The sequence below is a fragment of the Shewanella sp. MF05913 genome, assembly GCF_059758095.1.
This window is the reverse complement of sequence record NZ_JCAYNT010000023.1, coordinates 56,412-77,014: the sequence shown is the minus strand read 5'-3', so window position 1 is coordinate 77,014 and position 20,603 is coordinate 56,412. Positions and strand designations below refer to the sequence as shown.

Below are 20,603 nucleotides of genomic sequence, written 5' to 3'. Positions count from 1 at the left end.
AGGTTAGCAGCATCTATTTTAAATTCTGTTGAGTAAGTGGGTTGAGATTTCATTACTTTATACACCGTATTATATTAAGGAGGAGTTTACCTCATATCGGTGTACAGATTCATTAAGCCACAATAGTGGCCGCAGGCCATAAGTACAAAAAGTACAAAGCAAAAAAACACCTGGATCCCGGCTTAAAAGCATTGCCGGGACGACGAGAAGGGGTTAACAAGCTTTTAAATTCTTAACAGCTTACCCAGAAGTGGGTTCATATGTGGCGGCGGGACTTGAACTGGCGTCCATAAAAAATCCCCGTTGATATTACTATCAGCGGGGATTTTTATACATCAGGCTTTAGCTCACTCGTGGGTAACCTAAAGCGGCTGGCTCAATCAATTAGTTTTGTTTTTTTACAAACTGCGATTTCAGCATCATTTGGCCGTTACCGTCGACTTTACAATCGATGTCGTGGTCGCCTGTTGAAAAGCGGTTGATCACGGCTTTGGTGCCGACTTTAAGCACAAGTGATGAACCTTTTACTTTAAGATCTTTGATTAAGGTGACTTTGTCACCTTCTGCCAATAGGTTACCCACGGCGTCTTTTAAAATGATTGCGTCTGGATCAACCACTTCTTCATTTGGGTTCCACTCATTGGCGCATTCTGGGCAAATTAATAATGTACCGTCTGAATAAGCGTAAGGAGATTCACACTTTGGGCATGGCGGGATGACATCACTCATATACTTCACTCTCTATTTTTAGCTTAAGTCGAACCAGATAAAGGCGCTAAGGCACTGTTCGAAAAGCATTATCGATTGGCATGAGATAGCGTAATCACCACCTCATCTTAAATTGTAATAACATTATAATGCTATTATCACAATTTAACTAGCCTAAGCGGTTAAGCCCAGTTCACACTCCACCATAAAAAGCGATAAATTAGCTTTTAACTTGAGGGTTCGGTCGGCTTTGATTGTCACCAAAACTGACGTCATGCTTTTCGAGGTATTCACGAATAAGCTGGCGGGTAACTTGTGATGGAGTGAGATCTTGTGCCGCACACAATTGCTCAAATGCCTGCTTTTTTAGCGGGTCCATTAATACAGTAAAACGGGCAGTTTTGTTTTCCACTGGTGATGACCTTTAATTGCAACATGATAATTTGATTATAATGCAGTGATAGATTAAAGACCATATTTCACAGTGGATATTCAATTTTACTAAATAATGGCGCTCAGCAATGCCGCTTAGTAATACAAGTTACATTACTAAGCACCATCATAGTGGCAACTTAAGCCATGCTGGCTAACTGTTGTTTAAGGTCATTAAAACTCGGTCTGGCGCTTAAGTTAGGCTGCAAACAATCTTGCACCAATTGATGTAGAACTTGCGCCTTGGGGCTATGAGGATGTTCAACCAGATTTAGCATGTCTTCAATCAGGTTACCAAATGCCCTGACCTCTATAGCTTGCATTAACTGCTGGTACTCGGGGGTAAATTTATTGAGGTTAGACGCTGCACCAAAATCGCCAAATAACACATTATCTTGAGGGTTTATCATGATGTTGTGCGCATAAATATCGCCATGGCTAATGCCATTTTGATGTAAGTGAGCCAAGGTATCTGCCATTTGAGAACCTATCTTAACAATCCGTTGCCAGGTAAAACGGGTGTGGTCTTCAAAGGTATCTCGGCTACAGGTTTGTAAGGATGGCGGTAAACCTAAATTTGCGTAGCTTGGCGGAATAAGCTGCATCACTAAGCCTAATTGATCAGCCTGGTTAATCTGTGCCAATACATTGATTAAATTAGGGTGATCGCCAGCAGTTAAGCAACAATCTAGTTCATCTGCAGGGTAACCATCGCTGGTTATCATGCCCTTAAACAGCTTTATTGCGACATCATCTTGGGCAATAGCGGCTAAAGACGTCGGTAACGCCTTAGGTTCGGTATGTAATCTAGCTTGATAGATTAACCCAGATGCTCCCTGCCCTAATAATTTACCTAAGCTAGATTGGCCTAACTCAATAGTGGGCACACGCGTGTTATCACAATGTTCAACATGGCTAAAACGATTACCAGAAAATGCTAGCCACGCCAGCCTAGGTAAACTAAATAACCAATCAGGTAACTCGGTAAGCTGGTTAGCAGACAAACGGATTAACGCTAACTGATGGCAATTTACCATGCTGCTCGGAAGCGAAGTTAAGCGATTGCCCGCTAATGCCAGTTTCTCAAGACGGTGACATTGACCCAAACTGTCTGGCAGTTGCTCAATCTGATTGTCGGTTAAAATTAACCAGCGGGTTTGTTTGGGGATTGATGCTTCTGAAACCGTTCGAATTTGGTTGGCTTTAAAGCCAATCATTTCTAAATTGGGGCATTGGCCAAGCACATCGGGTAAATGTTCGAAGAGATTATTCGACAAAAACAGGATTTTTAACTGATGTAAATCGGCAAAATTATCAGGTAATGATGACAATTGGTTGTCAGTTAAATCGAGCACTTCAAGCGAGTCTGCTAATTCAAATAGTTTGCCGGGAAATGTTGTTAACCCTTGTGCTATTTTAACTTGCTTAGCACCCAATAGCAGGCCATCGTTTAGTTGTTGTAATGTTTGCATGACGTGACTCTTTACCAAAATTGTCGACATAGTAATAGACAGTGCCAGCAGAGACAAATTTAAGGCAAAAAAAAGACCACAGCAAAGGCTGTGGTCAAGACGGATGCTAAAATACACAAATTGGGGTTGATTATTTAGCACCACTCATTGGCATTAGCATGACAACAAGTGGGTTCCTACAAAAATACGCTTATATAATCCGTAAGGATTAGCCACGCAAACAACAAAAACTTAAATCAATTCAGCTAACATGGTGTCTGCATAAGGCACAAGTTCGACGCAATCACGCACTTTTGCGACGTAATCTGGGTTAGCAATAAACGGGCGACCAATAGCTAACAAATCAAACTTATTCGCTTCAATTGCAACACTACCGGTTTCGGCTGTGTAGCTACCAACACCGACTAACGTACCGCGATATACACTGCGTAAGTAGGTTGAAATGCGGCCACCTAAGTAATCAAACTCCATTGAGTCGTCAAAAATACCGCCGTGTAAAAATGCTAAGTTACGCTTGGCCAACTCAGGTAATAAGTAGTCAAACACATCACGGTCACGTGGATCGCTGGCCATATTAAAATAGGCACCAGGCGATACACGCAGCGCAGTGCGGTCTGCACCAATGCGAGCGATAACAGCATCAACGACTTCTAAGGCAAAGCGTGACATGTTTTCAGGTGTTTGACCGTATTCATCTTCGCGGCGGTTATTGTCGTGATGTAAAAACTGGTCAATTAAATAACCATTTGCGCCATGAATTTCTACACCGTCAAAACCGGCATCAATCGCATTAGCTGCTGCTTGAGCATAATCGATGACGAGTTGTTTGATATCTTCTAACGTTGCTGCTTTTGGGGTTTGGTACACCAATTCGCGCATTCTTGGCACTGTGCCTTCAACTGCTTGAGCTGAAGCAGACAATACGTCTCCACCACCAAAAAAGTGTGGATGAGCAACACGACCGGTATGCCATAACTGAGCAAATATTTTGCCACCATTTTTATGCACTGCATCGGTCACGACACGCCACCCCTCTATTTGAGCTGGCGTAAATAAACCTGGAGTATTTGGATAACCTTGGCCATCGGCGCGAATAATCGTCGCTTCGCTGATGATCAATCCCGCCTCTGCACGGCGCGCATAATAATCAGCAATCTGCTGTGTCGGCACTAAGTCATCATCCGCCATACAACGCGTTAATGGTGCCATTAAAATCTTGTTTGATAATGTTAGGGTTTCATTGAGTTTGTAAGGTGTAAATAAACTGGCCGTCATGTGACGATCTCCTTTCTTGAATATGTATTCAAGAATATTCTTAATTGAACATACATTCAAGTATTTTTTGAATAGTCGATCAAATTTAGTTAGACTCAAGACATATGAGTTATCACGCTTTGTTATTGACCAAAAGTGGCCGAACATGAGACATGCTGAATTTGATAAAGAAAAAGTGTTACGCGCTGCGATGTGTACCTTTATGGTGAATGGATACGCGAAAACAAGCATGCAGGATCTCACCAAAGCGACAGGATTACATCCTGGGTCAATTTATTGTGCCTTTGATAATAAAAAAGGCTTATTTATTGCCGCTATTGAGCAATATCAACAAGACCGCAACGAACAGTTTCAGCAGCTGTTTGTTAATGAGCGTTCAGCCTTAGACAACCTCGGCGATTACCTAGCATTAATTGTGAAAGAGGGCTTAAGTTGCGATGCGACCCAATCGTGCTTATTAACCAAGTCGTTAAGCGAAATGGGTGAGCAAGATGAACAGATTAAACAAATAACCTGTAATTTTTTACAATCTTGGCATCAATCTTTAGCACATATTTTTGATACAGCTAAACAGCAGCAACTGATTTCGCAGCACAGCGACAGTGAGTTTTTAGCGCAATATTTGGTGATGGGGATTTACGGTTTACGCACAGTTGCCAATACTCAACCTTACCTAGAAGTATTACAGCCCTTGGCAGACAAACTGCTAGCGGATTTAATCAGACAATAAAAAAGACACGTGAGTGTCTTTTTATGTTGGTAAGTAACTGAGATAGATTAGCCAACGGTACGCTGAGAATACACACGCTCGCCTAATGAGTTCAGTATTGTGCATTCCCCTTCGAGTACTGCAATAATTGATTTACCGCGTCGAAAAGACTCAGGGATCATCACACGACCCGTTTTGCTAACGTCAAGATCAGTTAACACAGCGTTATACATTTCAAGGCCGGCGGGTGCTTCATAAAACAGCACGGTGACTGTTGCGCTTGATACTTGACCTGCATCTGCAGATTCGGATTTCATAATAGGACTCTCATTTCTAGCATGTTTGAACGGTGCATAAATGATATTGATACTTGTAAAATATCAACATCAACTCAGAATAAATGACAATGAACTCAGACATGATTCCATGAACATTGTCACAGAGAAGTCCTTTCTCTTATTATTTAATTATAGTAGGTAATCGATACCATATAGCTAAATTGTATTATTGATTGGCCTCACTTGATACATAAACTTAACACATCTGATGTGTAAATCATGGTATTTCGAGCAAACTCACACTCCTCGCAACGGCCCTAATAAGGATATTGATCGTGTTATCAAGCCTATATACCTATATTAATACAAAATTTAGAACCAGCACCTAAACAGCACCACATATTCCTGCTAGAATCGATGACAATTTTTAGCCTTAAACATTTATTAAAACGAGATTAAGATGGGCAGAGCATATCAAAATAAAAAAGAATCCATGGCGAAAACCGCTGGCCAAAAGACACGAATTTACTCACGTTACGGCAAAGAGATTTACATTTGTGCTAAAGGCGGTGTTGACCCTGATGGTAACCTCGCACTACGTAGCTTGATTACCCGTGCAAAGAAAGACCAAGTACCCGCACACGTAATTGAACGTGCCATTGAAAAAGCTCGTGGTGGTGGTGGTGAAGATTATGATACTGCCCGTTATGAAGGTTTTGGCCCAGGCGGCTGTATGGTGATAGTGGACTGCTTAACCGACAACGGTAACCGCACCTTTACTCAGGTTCGTCAGGCTTTTGTTAAAAACGACGCCAAATTAGGTAGCCCTGGTACTGTTGGGCATATGTTCGAGCATCAAGCCGTATTTGTGTTTGAAGGCGAAGACGATGAAGCCATTCTAGAATTATTGATGATGGCTGACGTAGATGTGACCGACGTTGAACTAGAAGATGGCATCGTCAGCGTTTTTGCACCAGTATCAGAGTTTAACAATGTACGTACAGCCTTGACAGAAGCCTTTCCTGAGATTGACTTTAAGGTAGAAAACTTAGCATTTGTACCGCAAACAATGACTGAATTGACTGGCGACGATGTTGAAAGTTTTGAAAAGTTTTTAGCGGCTCTTGATGATTGTGATGACGTACAAAACGTTTACCACAATGTCGAGTTTAGCGACGAAGCATAATTCGATTGGCTATTTAAGTGCCCGGTTTAGGGCACTTTACAGCTTAATGCTACACCCCTTCCCCTCACAATTTACGCGCTAAAGACTCACCATATACCTTCAAAGCCATTACCTTTTTAATAAAAATCTTAAATATCGATTCCGTCAGATACAATGAAATCTTAGCCGCTATGTTACGTTTGAAATAGGCTGACTGTTCTCGGCATGCGTCTCTGCATTGTGATCCAAGGTTAATACCATTTCGCATTAATAAGTGATGACTCAGCGAGAGTGTAAAGAGCTTAAACAAGGCGCATGACTGAATGACTAGCGGTTCTCTTTCGACGTCATACAACGCAGTGTCAGCCCTTTTAAAATTCGCCAGAAAGGAATGCCCCTGCAGCTTTTGCTCTTGGGTCTCGCTATTTGGGAATAACGATGACGCCATAGTGGCGTCTTAATCAAAAACCGCTGGACGCATTCTGAATGGTTACTTATTAATGCGGCTTGGTATAACACCGACATGAATGAGCGTCTTTACATAAACGTTAGACAATAAAAAACGCAGCCAGTAAGCTGCGTTTTTTGGGGAATAAACCGAGTTAATCAACGATTAACGTAGGTCCATCTCTTGTACTTTTTCGTAAGCGATTTCAGGCGCCGTAACATCCGGCTTTTCATGTAAATCTGCTTTAAGTTGGCCTTTACGGTGTTTCAGTGCAGCATCTAATTTTTTAGCAGCGCTAGTAATGGCTGGATACATTACTGCGTTGTTACCTTTTGCAGCAATTCGAGTTCCTTCGTAGTTGGTTCGAATTTCAACATCATATTCACCATGCTCTTTAGCGATGATGATATCTAGCGAAATAAGCGTTGGGAAATGGCTAGCTATTTTAGCGAATTTTTCTTCTACGTGTTGTTTGACAGTATCAGTAACATCAACATGGTGACCAGAAAGATTTATTTTCATAGATTGTCCTTAACAGAATTTTACTTGCCAAATATATCGCGTGGTACAGATGCATGCTGACATAAATAACTTCGTTGTACAAATGCATGCTTACATTATTAGACATGGGGCATGTCGGTTAAATCACAAGTGGTTAATTTAATCATGTGACATGTGCATCAAAATCAATATTGTTAAAACCAACTCGCATGGGCTATATCAAATAGACCTAACCCCTACATTGATTAAACATCAGATTACTGTTTAAGTATAGACACATTTTTATCACCATTGGGTGCAACTTTTGTGTTGTTTATACAAATGGTGATAAACCCATCAATTAACCGCTAAAAGCAGTTAATTTATAAGCAAATATAGCAATTTTTATTTTTTAGGTTTAGCTAAATTAAGCCGAATTAATCATTAATAGGAACGACCATGGCAACAAAATCACTCCAAATTGACATCGTTTCAGACGTAATGTGCCCATGGTGCATTGTAGGTTATCGCCGTCTTGAACAAGCATTGAGCCAATTTGACGATATCGATGTCACACTGCAATGGCACCCTTTTGAACTCAATCCTGCAATGGGACCAGATGGTCAACATTTAGGCGAGCACATTGCCGAAAAGTACGGTTCAACACCAGAACAGAGTGCACAAAATAGACAACGACTCACTCAAATGGGTGCCGATTTGGGTTTTGAATTTAACTTTTCAGACTCATCGCGTATTTATAACACCCTACTTGCCCACCAGCTGCTGTATTGGGCTGCTGAGTCTGGTAAACAAACTGAGCTGAAGCTGGCGTTGTTCACCAGCTACTTTACCGAGCAGAAAAATCCAGATGATATTGAAGTGCTCATTGAAGCTGCGACAAAGGTTGGCTTGGATGCAGTTGAAGCACGTGCCGTACTCACAGACAAACGCTTTGAAGCAGCTGTCAAAGAGGAAGAACAATTGTGGATTAGTCGCGGTATTCAAGCCGTACCCGCCATCGTATTTAATCAGCAATATTTAGTGTCTGGCGCACAAGAGCCCGCGACAATCGCAGAGTTAATCACGAAGTTAACTACTGACGCGGCGTAATTTCCCTAAGATGACTTAAACCTAATGAGAAGTGGCAGATTGAAAGCTTTTTTTCGATCTGCCTCATAGACTTTTGCACGCGCTTGGTGTTGAATCTAGCATAATAGGTTATCGTTTTACTCACCTTCGCTCTGACAGTAAACGGTACATTGAGTCGTCATAAATATCACTAAATATAACAGTGGCTTTGGAGTACGAAATGGGCTTTAAAACAACAGTAAATTGGCAATCGTCACCCAGCGAAGAAGGTGAGTTTAATCGCGATCATGAGGTTAAGTTTGGTACTGGGCAAACGATTCAGGCGTCATCAGCGCCAGAATACAAAGGCAATGCAGAAAAAGTGAACCCAGAGGAAAGCTTGTTAGCTGCGTTGTCGTCGTGCCACATGCTGACTTTTTTAGCGATTGCCCATTTAAAGCGACTGCCCGTGTTGAGCTATGTTGACCATGCGACTGCCGATTTAGGTAAAAATGAAGCGGGTAAAGTGGCGGTAGTAAAAATGACCCTTGAACCAACAGTGACCTTTGCTGAAGGCATTGAAGTGGACCAGGAAACCTTAGATAAAATACATGAAAAAGCCCATGCAAACTGCTTTATTGCTAACTCAGTTGCCTGTGAAGTAGAGATTAAAACCAACTAAGCAACGCATTAACCCTCGTTGGTTTAATGCCAAGCTCATGTTTCATCATTAATAAAAATGCCCCTACCAAATTGGATTTGGCAGGGGCATTTTTTTACTGACATACAGTGCTTAAATACTGTGCAAACAAACGTGCTTACTGCCTTTACTTACAAGCATGGAAACACTAAACCTATTTAGCTTTTATGTCGCCCGCTTTACCTGTTTTTGACATAGGTAAACCTTGTAATGGCGCAATAGGTTGTTGTACCAACTCATCCTTTAAGTAACTGATTGCCGCCTCAAGCTGCGCATCGTTACCACTAAACGTCGCGTAAGGTAGGTTATCGACTTCAATGTCTGGCTCAACGCCGTGACCTTCAACAATCCAGCGACCATCGATTGCATACTGTGGGTATTCAGCAACACGTGCCATGCCATTGTCGGTGACAGAATTTCGCCCCGACAACCACACTCCAGCACCAGCCGTTTGCTTACCAATAATGGGCGCAATATTAAGCGCGCGAATACCGGCAGAGAAGGTTTCGCCGTCTGAATAAGTCATCTGATCGGCCAATACCACTAAATGACCTCTAAACGTTTGTTGCATGTTGGCATTGGTGCTGCCATGGGTTGGTTGCCAAAATGCCCATGCTCGGCGAAGCAGTTTTTCAATAATCCAACTGTCGATATTGCCACCACGATTACGGCGAACATCAATGATTAACCCATCTTTGTCGTAGTTGGTATAAAACTCGCGGGCAAAGCTTTCAACATCACCCGAGCCCATGGCATACAGATGTAAGTAACCAATATTGCCTTTAGAGGCTTTGGCCACTTTGGCGCCGTTGTGCTCTACCCAATCTAGATAACGTAATTTGGCATCTGTCGCGCTATCGTGTGGGGTGACCACGGTATTAATCGAATTTTTACCACGTTGTAGCCCTAATAAAACCTGTTTATTGCCTTGATTACGCAGCAGCTGGGTGACATCGGCAATTGAAGCGATATTTTTACCATTAATCGCGCGGATCACGTCGCCCTCTTGGGCATCAACTTCAATACGGGCAAGCGGTGATGTTGATAATGGCAGCTCATTGTCGGTTTGATAAATATGGCTAATCACCACCCCGTTATCGGTTTGCGTTAACCTGGCACCTAACGCCGCGGCTTTAGCAACGTCTTTATCTTGCGCAATGTCGCCACCACGCACTTGCGAGTGTAATGAGTTAAGTTCACCCATCATTTGCATGAAAATGTCATTAAGCTCGTTACGGTCGGTGAGTCTGTCTACTAATGGCTGGTACTTGGCTTTGGCAGCTTGCCAGTCTACGCCGCGCATTTTAGGGTCAAAAAATGAGTCGCGATGCATAAGCCAGGCATCTTCAAAAATCTGTTGCCACTCTTGTTGCGGCGAAATGCTTAACTGCCATTGATCGGTACTGACTTTAGCCTTTGACACGTCAGTCGGTAATTTGTCGCCTGCATCAACAATTATGATATTTTTAGGATCAGATTGTTTGCGCAGCATGAGTTTACTGCCATCTTTTGCCAATGCATATTGGCCAACATCGTCGCTAAAGGTCTCTACTTTTGGTTGTTGTGCATCAAACTTAACCAGCTTTAGCTCGCTTTTATCCTGGCTACCGTCCAATAAATACAGCTTATCTTTAGTTGCCGTTAAACTGCTGTAGTTACCGGCATCGACTGGCACTTGCCATAAACGCTGATTTAATCCGTCCCAGTCGACTTTGATTTTAGCTGGACTGTCTTGATCTGTTTTATCGGCTTTTTTCGCACCGTTGTTAACGGTTAGCTCAGTGGGTTTTGCAAACGGAAACGACGCTTTAGCATCTAACGCTAAGGCGAATATTTGAGTACGTTTGTCAAAAATAGGCCCCATATTACGGTCGCCCCAGGGCGAACCAGGATTGGCTTTAAACTCGCGGTTAGACAAGAAATAAAGCCATTTACCGTCATCACTAAAACTAGGCGAAAACGACTCGTATTTGTCTGTGGTTAAGGTTTGTGATTTTGATTCGTTAATGGAATACAACACAATTTGCGGACGCTGTTTGCCGATTTCTGATTTAGTTAACGCAATAAATTGGCTGTCGCCAGACCATTTTATGTCTTGATAAGGGCCTAAACCTTCACCATTTTCGATAATTTTTTGATTGTTGTTGCGGGTTAAGTCCAGTAACCACACATTGCCCATGTAATCGTCGTGCACTAAATAGCGGCCATTAGGTGATGACGATAAGCTAGTGCGCAGGGTGTTGCCGTCTTTAGTGAGTTGTTTTGCCCCAGCTGAGCCGTCTGCTGGATATTGCCAAATTTCTTGTTCGCCAGAAGCATCACTAATGCCATATACCCATTTACCGTCATCACTTAATAATGCATCGCGCACGCGACTGTTTGCTGGCGAGTCGATTTGCACCAAACGGCGACCGTCGTTACTGGCAATGGCGACATGGCTGCGAGCGGTAATCACCACATTGTCGCCTTGATGTGCAAACACGGTCGAGGTAGCGTAATCCATGGGGTCATTAACCCATTGTTCACGGCGATGAGCAAAGTCACTAGTGAGTTCAATATCAAGCGTGTTTTCGGCCATGTCGGCTAAATTCAGCAACTTAATATCTGCGCCTTGCTGAAACACAATCCGGCCATTATCGAGTTGGGCGTCACGCACTTGCCATTGGGTATATTGGGTATGTTGTTTGATGTCTTTGCCATCCACACTCATTGACCAAATATTGTCGTTACCCGATTGGTCGCTGACAAAATACAGCCGTTGCTGCCATACCATCGGCTGTTTGACAGAGCCTTCATGAGCGGCGGTTAATTGTTGTGCCTCTTGCTTACTGCCAATCTTATAACGCCAAATTTCGCCTTTGGCGCCACCGCGATACACTTTGGCATTGTCGCCACTCACTTGCAGGCCAAACTGAGTAAAATACACATATTCGCCTTTATCATCGATAGTGCCTTCAACAGCATCGGCTAATGGCAAGTCGGTTAACGTTAGGGTTTGTGGATTAACGGTTTTAAGTACCCAAAAGTTAGCAGGGCCAAAGGCATTGTCGGTGGAATACAACACCTCACCAGCGGCGGTCCAACCTTGTAGGCGCACTCGGCTGTTTTCAAAGCTCACGCGTTTAGCCACGCCGCCTGTAATTGGCATGACATACACTTCGGTAGCACCTTCGTAATTGGCGGTATAAGCCACCCACTTACCATCTTTAGAAATAGTGGCATCGAGCTCTTCTGCCGCCAAACTGGTTAAGCGACTGGCTTTGATGTTAGCGTTGCCTTGATTGAGTTGTGTGGTCCACAAGTCGCCTTCTGCGGTAAATACTACCGTTTGGTCATGCAGCGCTGGCGCACGGTAATAGCCTTGATTTGATGCATTGGCGAAGATCATTGATGAGCAGGCTAATGTGCCTAAAGCCAACATGCAATGTGTTACAGAGCGGCGAAGTTTCATGACGAAGTGTTTCCTTTATTCTGTTTAAGGCCTTTTTAACGATGTTTTCACATTATCAGACTTATGCCATTTTTTGCAGCACAAAAATGTAACCAAAAACGGCTAAGCAATCATTGCTTAGCCGTGGGTATTTTCTAACCTTCAGATTCTGATATTTTGCTTATTGCGAAGTCAATTGCAGTACGATTTTATGGTATTGCTCATAAAGTGGATGCGACGGGTCTGATAGCTCAGGAAAGCGTTGATCGATGGTGATCATATAACGCTCTGCCTGGATAAGTTTATTGTCGGCCATTAATACGGTTAAACGTTCCAAGGCAACATCGGCAGTATCTAACTCAATGTCCCCTTTTAGTGAACCATTAAATGATTGTTTCACTTGTTGTACCTCTTTGGCATGGCGACTAGTTTGCAGTTGCAGGGCTTTCTTTTGTGCTTGTGGATTGACGTTAGCTGGCGCAGCACTCATTACCGCAGACGATTTGTCTGCCATTTGAGATGCAACAGATCCAGTAATATTAGCTGCTTCAGTGCTCTCATTAGTGCTCTCATTACGGCTTTCTTCAGTGATCGATTGACGATTAACACCTTGGGTATTCATTGGTGCAGAACTCATCGATAATCCCTGTACGGCAATAGATTCTGCTGCTGTGGCATCTTCAATAGGTGACTCAGAGACTTGAGGGGCATCTGCTTTCGATTTAAGCGGCTTAAATGATGCCGACGGTTCAGGTAAATGTTGATCTAAGTCTGTGCCAAACTGCTTTTGTAAACTTGGGCTTAAGATAAATAATCCCGCCACCAGCAATACCGAGGCTGCGCTTGAAAACACCCATGCATTGCGTTGCCAAATTGATTTTTTAACTGAACGGGTAGCTTTAGTCACATTAGCACCTGAACGCGCTTTGGCTAATATGGCTTCATCTAGTTCTGCTGAGGGTTGCTCTAATGGTTGTTGATGGTAAGCATCTTTAATTTCGGTTTGTAATGCTGTGAACTCTGCATCATGATCTTGTGGCTTATTCATCATGTTGTCTCCTGCAATTGATTCGCAATACATTGTTTAATACTTTGATAAGCATAACGAATGCGGCTTTTGGTTGCTTCTAGGGTGACGTTAGTAATGTCGCTGATCATGGCGGCAGTCATACCCATTTCGATATTGAGTAAAAATGCTTCTTTTTGCACAGCGGGTAACTTGGCTATACACCCTTTTATCATGTTGGCCTGTTGCTGTTGCTCAACTTGTGGCTCGGGCGAAGTTTGATCATCAGCTTGCAGGCTGTCCATGGTTTTGTCTTCGCCAAGTGGTGTTACCTTATCGAGGGGCTTAACCGCCCGCACATGGTCAATCAGTAAATTGTAGGCAATTTTATACAGCCAAGTCGTAAATTTAGCGCTGACTTGATATTGCGACGAGGCATTAATGACTTTGCCCCAGGTGTCTTGATACAAATCCTCAGCTAATTGTTGGTCACGTAATTGACGAACAAAATAACGATATAAAGGGCCTTTGTGTTTACGATATAGCGCGTCAAATGCACTGATGTTTCCAGCCTGGTAGTCGAGCATAAGTTGCTCGTCACTACCGGCTTGAGGCACTAAAATGTCATCCTTGGGCAGCGCATCTTTTGGCTGTGCATCTTTTGACTGTATGAGTGTTGGCACCATTTTATCCTTAGTATGGGTTAGTAGGGTTAACGGTTAATGCCGTTTGCTCAGACAATACTTTGGCCGTTTTCAATAACTGTACAAACTCATGGCGATAACCAAAACTGTCTTGGCCCATTGCCGATTCGGCAAGTGCAATTAACTTAGCATAATCAGTATCGTGGACATAATTATTATGGTTGAGCAATTGGCCAAAGCCGGCTACCGCTGCAGCAAAGCGCAAGTCTTCACTGGCTTGTTGTAAGTGGTTTAATTGTTGCTGGCGACTAATTGGATAAGTTAATAATTGGCTCGCTTGGCCGCCAATGGCTTTATAACGCAGTTTGAGAAAAGCCACTTCATCGGTATTTATCGCAACATCTGCACCAGCAACCGTTGATGCAGAGTAACGCAGCGGATCAACTAGCTTATTGTGGCTGTCATTATAGCGTAATTCGTATAGTGCGGTGACACTGTGGCCTGCACCAATCTCGCCAGCATCAACGGCGTCATTGTTAAAGTCGCTGCGATTTAATAAACGGTTTTCGTAACCGATTAAGCGGTATTCTGATACCACTGCAGGGTTAAACTCTACTTGCACTTTGACGTCATGGGCAATAGTTAACAAGGTAGCACTGAGCTGATCAACCAACACTTTACGCGCTTCATTTAAAGTATCAATGTAGGCATATTGACCATTGGCTTTATTCGACAATTGCTCCAATAAATGGTCATTATAACCACCATTACCAGACCCTAAACCAAAACCTAGCGTCGATAACCCAATCCCGTTTTTACTGTGTTTTGCCACATAATCCACCAGCTGCTGATGGTCAGTCATGCCGAGGTTAAAGTCGCCATCGGTGGCTAAAATAACGCGATTAGTGCCGTTTTCAATAAAATGCTTCTGGGCCATTTGATACGCGAGTTGTATCCCTTGGCTGCCATTGGTGCCACCTTGAGCAGTTAACTGATTCAGCGCATGGCTGATTGCCGTAAAGTCATTACCGGCAACGCCATCTAACACTACCCCACTGGCACCCGCGTAAACCACAATCGAGACTTTATCTTGTGCCGACAATTGCTGGCTGAGCATTAATAGTGCTTGTTTTAATAATGGCAGTTTATCGTGTGATGACATTGACCCAGACACATCTAGCAACAACACCAGGTTACTGGCACCGAGTTGGTCTGCGGCAATATCATAGCCTTTAATACCGATGCGTAATAATTGCGAGTCTTGATTGTAGGGCGATGGCGCTAATTCTGTGGTGACATTAAAGGGCACATCGGCATCACTTGGCGCTGGATAATCGTAGCTAAAGTAGTTAATTAACTCCTCTACTCGCACGCTGTCTTTAGCCGGTAATTGGCCTTGATTAATCATACTGCGAGTGGTGCTGTAACTTCCGGTATCAACATCGATTGAAAATGTTGAAACTGGCGTTTCAGCCGCCACCATATTGCCGTTTTGCACCACTGCGGCAAATTTATCATTATTGATAGGCGCAGAGCTTAGGTGGCGATTCTCGCTGTGCATTGGCATGACACTGGCCATCACATTCGCTTCACTCAATTGCTGGCGCTGTTTAACAAGCCGATGAGCTTGTTTCTTTGCAGAAATCATTATTTCAGCTTGTTGTGGTTTTAGCTGATAATCGCTCACTGTTAGATCTTTTTTCGCGGCTATTGGTTCAGGGGCACTCATAGTGGAATGACTCTGACCTTGCTGGTGCTGAGCGGAATCGTTTGACTCTTGCGCGCAGCCGCCAATAACAATGCCACTGATTAATAGTGCCAACATACTTCGGTTAAATACGTGCTGATAATCCATCATAATGGTGCCCTTTTGATTAATCGTCTGTTGTGTCGTTACTGACTATTAACGAGTGCAAATTCAAAAAGGGTTATTTGAATAGTATTTTTTTAGCGTCTTAAACATCACAAAACAGTTTTCGTATTTAGAAACTGAGTGTTAGCCTCAAGAAACACTGAAGTGCAGCCAATAGCGCATGGCTTATGCTATTATCTAGCCCCTTTTTTATCGCCTTAATATTGAGGTTGATCGCTCGGGTTATTTACCCAGTGAATTAACAAAATATACTAATAGAATAAGTACATTAAGGAGTTAACATGCAAGCCCTAGTTGCTGTTGTAATGGGTTCGAAAAGTGATTGGCCGACAATGGAAGCCGCCGCAGAAATAATGGATAAGCTCCAAGTGCCTTATCATGTTGAAGTTGTTTCAGCTCACCGAACACCAGACAAGCTAATGGAATTTGCAAGTTCTGCTGCAGATAAAGGCTATAAAGTCATTATCGGTGGCGCAGGCGGAGCAGCCCATTTACCAGGTATGATCGCCTCTAAAACTCGTTTACCTGTATTAGGTGTGCCAGTGCAAAGTAAGGCGTTATCAGGCATGGACAGCTTATTGTCTATTGTTCAAATGCCTAAAGGGATTGCGGTTGGCACTTTAGCCATTGGTACTGCCGGCGCATTTAACGCAGGCCTACTTGCTAGCCAAATTTTAGCCCTTACTGACGCTGATTTAGCTGCGCGCTTAGAGGCGTTTCGCGATGAGCAAACTCGCTCTATTCTAGATAATCCCGATCCGAGAGAAGACTAATGACATTGCCAAAAAATCTTTGGGTATTAGGCGATGGTCAATTAGGCGCAATGCTCAGCCATGCAGGGCAGCCACTGGGCATTAATGTGCGTCCAGTTGATATTATGACCCCATCTGATGTGCAATTACCGCTACTGGCCGACGACATTATTACTGCTGAACGTGAACAATGGCCAGAATCGCAACTCAGTTTGCAATTAAGCCAGCACCCACATTTTATCAACGGCCCTGTATTTGGCCGTTTAGCGGATCGTTTTACGCAAAAAAGTCTGTTAGATGAATTGTCGGTGGCAACCTCACCGTGGCAATTAGTCGATGACAATACCAGCACCGAAACACTACACAGTGCTTATGGTGAACGGGTATTGTTAAAACGTCGCACTGGCGGTTATGACGGTAAAGGTCAACATTGGTTAAAACAGGTCGAAGCAACCACGATTCCTGATGATTGGCGCAATGAAGCCATTGCCGAGCAAGCGATTAATTTTGACGAAGAAGTGTCATTAGTGGGCGTGCGCACCCAGGATGGCCGTTGTTTGTTTTACCCTTTAACACTCAATCTTCATCAAGACGGTATTTTAATGGCATCGATAGCGCCACTAAGCCGTTTAGCGCCGCTACAAGCGGAAGCGGAAGCCATGTTAAGCAAGGTCATGAACGGCCTTGAATATGTGGGCGTAATGGCGATGGAGTGTTTTAGAGTCGGTGAGCATTTAATGGTTAACGAGCTTGCACCAAGAGTGCATAACTCAGGTCATTGGACTCAGGCTGGCTGTCACATTAACCAGTTTGAACTGCATTTACGCGCGCTGTGCAATTTACCTATGCATCAACCGCAAGTGAATTTTCAATGTGTGATGGTTAACTTAATTGGCGTTGATAAAGACGACCGCTGGTTAAGCCTGCCTAATGCTGAGTTATTTTGGTACAACAAAGACGTCAGAGTTGGCCGAAAAGTGGGGCACTTAAACTTGTCTGTGCACAATAAAGCCATGTTAGATGACAGCATAAGCCAACTAAAAAACTGGATGCCACAGCAATACCAGGCACCATTAGATTGGATTTTGGCTGAATTTGCTTAATACACCTTATTAACGACGAAATCTGATTAACGACGAAAAAAGGAGCCTAGGCTCCTTTTTTATGACTAACAACTTTAAATAAATTCAATTAATTAGGGTGGTTCATCACCACCAGGATGAATCTAAATCGTCTTTGCATTGACCGTATTGTGCCGCGTAACGTCTGGCGCGTTGGTCAACTTTGTTGGCAACAGGGATCAACCATTTTTTCGCTTTGTAAGAGCCGCGTTTATAACCGCTCCAACCTTCGTGATAATTTAAATATTGATTCTTAGCATCCCATTTAGACACGCCATTCACTTTATTGGTTTTATAGATATACCAGCCCATAAAATCCATCGCATCGTCAAAGTCACTGCGGCTAGACCAACTGTTACCGGTTTCTCTTACGTAGTCGTCCCAGGTCATATTTTTAGCCTGAGCATAACCATAGGCATCACTCGCGCGACCCGTTGGAATGAATCCTAAAAAGTATTCCATTGGCGGCGCTGCATTATGTCTAAAGCCACTTTCTTGATACATCATCGCTAATGGAATATGCACTGGCACGCCCCACTTTTCTCGGGTATCAACCGCTGCATCGTACCAGGAGCTGTGTTCTTTAAAGATAGAACAAATGTTGTCTGGTTCTTTTGGCGGAGAGGTGGCACAACCTGATAGTTGCAGTAATACGACTGAGCTAATAATAGCTAAAAAACGCTTCATAACACCTCTATTTGCACTTAATGAACAACTCAAGCTAGCCAAAATGACACTCAAGTTAACAACCTAAGCCTATGATCATGCTGGTGAGTTTTACATCAATAAACCATTAATGCAATTCAGGTTTGCGTTTCATTTCACACTCATGTGATTCTGTTTGCCAAACAATTGGCTGCCAATAACCTTGATTTGAACCAATATAAATTCGGTCGATATTGAATTGAGCGGCAATGTGGTAGCGTTGGTCGGCGCTCACATCAACGCTAAGCACTTTAACTTTACGAGCCGCTAATGACACTTTGAGCTCTGGCGCGTTAATGAGCTCAGCGACAGTAAACTCGTGTTTACCGACAGAAAGTGGGTAGTTGGGTCTGGAAATGACCGGTACACCATCAAGATGGGTCACCACAACGCGGTACAGCTGGGCACTGTTATCGGGCGCTAAGTAGCTCGACACAGTGCCACAGGCGGCGATGTCATCTGGCGACGAAGCACACCCTTGCAATATAGCTATCGATAAACACATTACAACAGGTGATGCTAAGCGGCACCAAGATAACTTGCTTTGCATGTTTATTTAACCTCAAACGTGCCTGCTGGCACGACATCTTTAAAATACTGCTTTAAAAACTCACTAAACGTATCTTGAGGCTGATCTTCAATGTGTTGCAGTTCAACTAACGAAGCTTTTGCTTCGTCGGCATAGCCCTTTTCAGTCGCTTCACTTAACGGATAATGGCTTAAAAACTCGTGATAGTCTCCGGCAAGTTGCTTTACCCACACACTGTGATCGGTGCCTTTTACAACCACTTCATTCATCACACGGCCCGATAAGGTTTTATCTGGATCGTCAATCGCTTCTTTCCATGAGCTCAACGCCGTTTGATAAGCATGGCTATCATCGCCGTCCAGTAATACCGCAAGGGTAGATAACTCGGTAAACAACTCATGCATCCATGGATTTAAGCCTATGGCTTGGCCATTACGTTGCAACATTAATCCTGGTTTTCGCCCTTCTAGCACCACCGCTTTTAAGTTAGCAGCGATTTCAGCTTCGCCAACAGCATCAGTGTCTTCTGAAGGTGACAGTAAACAATGTAATAAAAATAAGTCGAGGAAGCGCACTTGTGTTGCATCAATACCGACTGGGCTAAACGGGTTCACATCTAATGCGCGCACTTCGATGTATTCAACCCCTGCCCGCGCCAATGCTTGCGAAGGTTTTTCGCCTTTCTTTGTCACTCGTTTGGCACGAATTGGTGCATAAAACTCGTTTTCAATTTGTAAAATATTGCTGTTAAGTTGACGGAACTCACCATCAACATTAACCCCAATTTGAGCAAACTTTTTCGATGGCATTTTAATCGCGGCGCCCACACCTTCGAGATATTCTGGCAATGAGTTGTAGCTGATATTTAACGTGTCTTGCTCTTTGTTGGTGTAGCCTAAATCACTCATACGCAACGAGGTTGCATAAGGCAAATATAAGGTGCCCTTTCCGGTTTTTTCAAACTCAAAGTCGACTTCTTGATCTTTAATAAACGAGCTACATAACGCAGGCGATGAACCAAATAAATACGGTAATACCCACACTAGGCGGCGGTAGTTACGGATCATGCCAAAATAAGACTCAGAAACAAAATCATCAAAAGTGATACTTTTGCTGCAACACGCGGTGCCATTGCCGTTAGCAATTTTGTCGTCATACAAACGTTGCCATAAGTCATTGGATACCGAAAAGTTAAAATGCACACCCGCAATAATTTGCATGAGGGCACCATATCGGTGAGTTAAGCCTTTACGGTATAACGTTTTCATCTTACCGGTATTGGAAGTGCCATAACGCGCAACGGGGATGCTAGCGACGTCACCGACAAAACAAGGCATGCTGACTGGCCACAATTTTTGGCCATTAAGATTGCGAACGCTGTAAGCATGAGTTTGAGTTAAGCCTTCAAGTAAATCATCGATACTTTTACTTGCAGGAGTAATAAATTCGAGTAATGCTTCACTGTAATCTGTGGTGATCCGCGAGTTGGTTAATGCTGACCCAAGCGCTTTTGGATGCTCGTCTTGAGCTAAATGACCTTTTTCATCAATACGCAATGCTTCACGTTCAATACCACGTAACATGCCCAATAATGCCTCTCGGCCTTGAGTGTCGCTTAAGTGTTCGACTTTTTCATTGAAAGACTTCAATTTATTACTCTCTTTTATGGATTCGCATTGCGAGTAAACAGCTAGACCTGATAATAAAGGATATTGTTACTAAATTCGCAAAAAATGTTTCTCTACGTGAACTAGTCATCTTGCTAGCTACGCTGAATAAAATAAAAACGGCAACACACTACGGTTACC

Annotated in this window: 19 protein-coding genes; 6 read left to right on the top strand and 13 right to left on the bottom strand. The window is 43.3% G+C overall.

Annotation, left to right across the window (positions count from 1 at the left end; genetic code table 11):
- Positions 1-384: 384 nt before the first annotated feature.
- From AC19MV_RS19965 to AC19MV_RS19950, 4 genes are all read right to left on the bottom strand, one after another.
- The gene (locus tag AC19MV_RS19965; RefSeq protein WP_432398940.1) at positions 385-729 is read right to left on the bottom strand and encodes a zinc ribbon domain-containing protein YjdM; all 345 of its coding nucleotides are present in this window, start codon (positions 727-729) and stop codon (positions 385-387) included.
- Positions 730-928: 199 nt separating this feature from the next.
- The gene (locus AC19MV_RS19960) at positions 929-1,120 is read right to left on the bottom strand and encodes a ribbon-helix-helix protein (protein ID WP_011636565.1); all 192 of its coding nucleotides are present in this window, start codon (positions 1,118-1,120) and stop codon (positions 929-931) included.
- 160 nt (positions 1,121-1,280) lie between these two features.
- Entirely contained in the window at positions 1,281-2,612 is a 1,332-nt protein-coding gene (locus AC19MV_RS19955; RefSeq protein ID WP_498309725.1) for a protein kinase, read from the bottom strand.
- Positions 2,613-2,843: 231 nt separating this feature from the next.
- A complete protein-coding gene (locus tag AC19MV_RS19950) occupies positions 2,844-3,887 on the bottom strand; it encodes an alkene reductase (protein WP_498309724.1) in 1,044 nt (347 codons plus the stop codon).
- Between the two features lie 145 nt (positions 3,888-4,032).
- On the opposite strand from AC19MV_RS19950, the gene AC19MV_RS19945 reads away from it, so the two are divergent.
- A complete protein-coding gene (locus AC19MV_RS19945; RefSeq protein ID WP_498309723.1) occupies positions 4,033-4,617 on the top strand; it encodes a TetR/AcrR family transcriptional regulator in 585 nt (194 codons plus the stop codon).
- Positions 4,618-4,664: 47 nt separating this feature from the next.
- Here AC19MV_RS19945 and AC19MV_RS19940 read toward each other — a convergent pair whose 3' ends face one another.
- Positions 4,665-4,913, bottom strand: coding sequence for a TIGR02922 family protein (locus AC19MV_RS19940; protein WP_432398945.1), 249 nt, complete (start codon positions 4,911-4,913; stop codon positions 4,665-4,667).
- Positions 4,914-5,334: 421 nt separating this feature from the next.
- Between AC19MV_RS19940 and AC19MV_RS19935 the strand changes: the two genes are divergently transcribed.
- Entirely contained in the window at positions 5,335-6,060 is a 726-nt protein-coding gene (locus AC19MV_RS19935; RefSeq protein ID WP_432398946.1) for a YebC/PmpR family DNA-binding transcriptional regulator, read from the top strand.
- 592 nt (positions 6,061-6,652) lie between these two features.
- Here the strand turns inward: AC19MV_RS19935 and hpf are convergent.
- On the bottom strand, positions 6,653-7,009 hold the full coding sequence (gene hpf / locus AC19MV_RS19930; RefSeq protein WP_188923838.1) for a ribosome hibernation-promoting factor, HPF/YfiA family: 357 nt from the start codon (positions 7,007-7,009) through the stop codon (positions 6,653-6,655).
- Between the two features lie 417 nt (positions 7,010-7,426).
- Between hpf and AC19MV_RS19925 the strand changes: the two genes are divergently transcribed.
- Together AC19MV_RS19925 and AC19MV_RS19920 are read left to right on the top strand one after the other, a co-directional pair.
- The gene (locus AC19MV_RS19925) at positions 7,427-8,077 is read left to right on the top strand and encodes a DsbA family oxidoreductase (RefSeq protein WP_432398947.1); all 651 of its coding nucleotides are present in this window, start codon (positions 7,427-7,429) and stop codon (positions 8,075-8,077) included.
- 199 nt (positions 8,078-8,276) lie between these two features.
- Positions 8,277-8,717 (top strand): OsmC family protein, encoded by a 441-nt coding sequence (locus tag AC19MV_RS19920; RefSeq protein WP_160053716.1) that lies wholly within the window; start codon positions 8,277-8,279, stop codon positions 8,715-8,717.
- A 172-nt stretch (positions 8,718-8,889) separates the two neighbouring features.
- Here AC19MV_RS19920 and AC19MV_RS19915 read toward each other — a convergent pair whose 3' ends face one another.
- From AC19MV_RS19915 to AC19MV_RS19900, 4 genes are all read right to left on the bottom strand, one after another.
- Positions 8,890-12,186: a S41 family peptidase gene (locus AC19MV_RS19915; protein ID WP_498309722.1), complete on the bottom strand. Its 3,297-nt coding sequence runs from the start codon at positions 12,184-12,186 to the stop codon at positions 8,890-8,892.
- Positions 12,187-12,346: 160 nt separating this feature from the next.
- Positions 12,347-13,216, bottom strand: coding sequence for a hypothetical protein (locus tag AC19MV_RS19910; protein WP_498309721.1), 870 nt, complete (start codon positions 13,214-13,216; stop codon positions 12,347-12,349).
- Positions 13,213-13,758 carry a sigma-70 family RNA polymerase sigma factor gene (locus AC19MV_RS19905; RefSeq protein ID WP_498309728.1) on the bottom strand — a complete coding sequence of 182 codons (546 nt, stop codon included), beginning with the start codon at positions 13,756-13,758 and terminating at the stop codon, positions 13,213-13,215. Before AC19MV_RS19905 ends, AC19MV_RS19910 begins: the two co-directional genes overlap by 4 nt.
- A 106-nt stretch (positions 13,759-13,864) precedes the next feature.
- Positions 13,865-15,670, bottom strand: a complete 1,806-nt coding sequence (locus AC19MV_RS19900; protein ID WP_498309727.1) for a vWA domain-containing protein — start codon at positions 15,668-15,670, stop codon at positions 13,865-13,867.
- A 299-nt stretch (positions 15,671-15,969) separates the two neighbouring features.
- Between AC19MV_RS19900 and purE the strand changes: the two genes are divergently transcribed.
- Both purE and purK read left to right on the top strand, forming a co-directional pair.
- Positions 15,970-16,461 (top strand): 5-(carboxyamino)imidazole ribonucleotide mutase, encoded by a 492-nt coding sequence (gene purE, locus AC19MV_RS19895; RefSeq protein WP_432398951.1) that lies wholly within the window; start codon positions 15,970-15,972, stop codon positions 16,459-16,461.
- Complete coding sequence (gene purK, locus AC19MV_RS19890) at positions 16,461-17,543, top strand: 5-(carboxyamino)imidazole ribonucleotide synthase (protein ID WP_498309720.1); 1,083 nt, start codon at positions 16,461-16,463, stop codon at positions 17,541-17,543. Before purE ends, purK begins: the two co-directional genes overlap by 1 nt.
- A 105-nt stretch (positions 17,544-17,648) precedes the next feature.
- On the opposite strand, the gene AC19MV_RS19885 is transcribed toward purK, so the two are convergent.
- The 3 genes from AC19MV_RS19885 to gshA all read right to left on the bottom strand — a co-directional run bounded on the left by AC19MV_RS19885 (position 17,649) and on the right by gshA (position 20,444).
- Positions 17,649-18,248, bottom strand: coding sequence for a transglycosylase SLT domain-containing protein (locus AC19MV_RS19885; protein ID WP_498309719.1), 600 nt, complete (start codon positions 18,246-18,248; stop codon positions 17,649-17,651).
- A 106-nt stretch (positions 18,249-18,354) separates the two neighbouring features.
- Complete coding sequence (locus AC19MV_RS19880; protein ID WP_498309718.1) at positions 18,355-18,816, bottom strand: hypothetical protein; 462 nt, start codon at positions 18,814-18,816, stop codon at positions 18,355-18,357.
- 2 nt (positions 18,817-18,818) lie between these two features.
- Positions 18,819-20,444, bottom strand: coding sequence for a glutamate--cysteine ligase (gene gshA, locus AC19MV_RS19875; RefSeq protein ID WP_498309717.1), 1,626 nt, complete (start codon positions 20,442-20,444; stop codon positions 18,819-18,821).
- Positions 20,445-20,603: the final 159 nt, after the last annotated feature.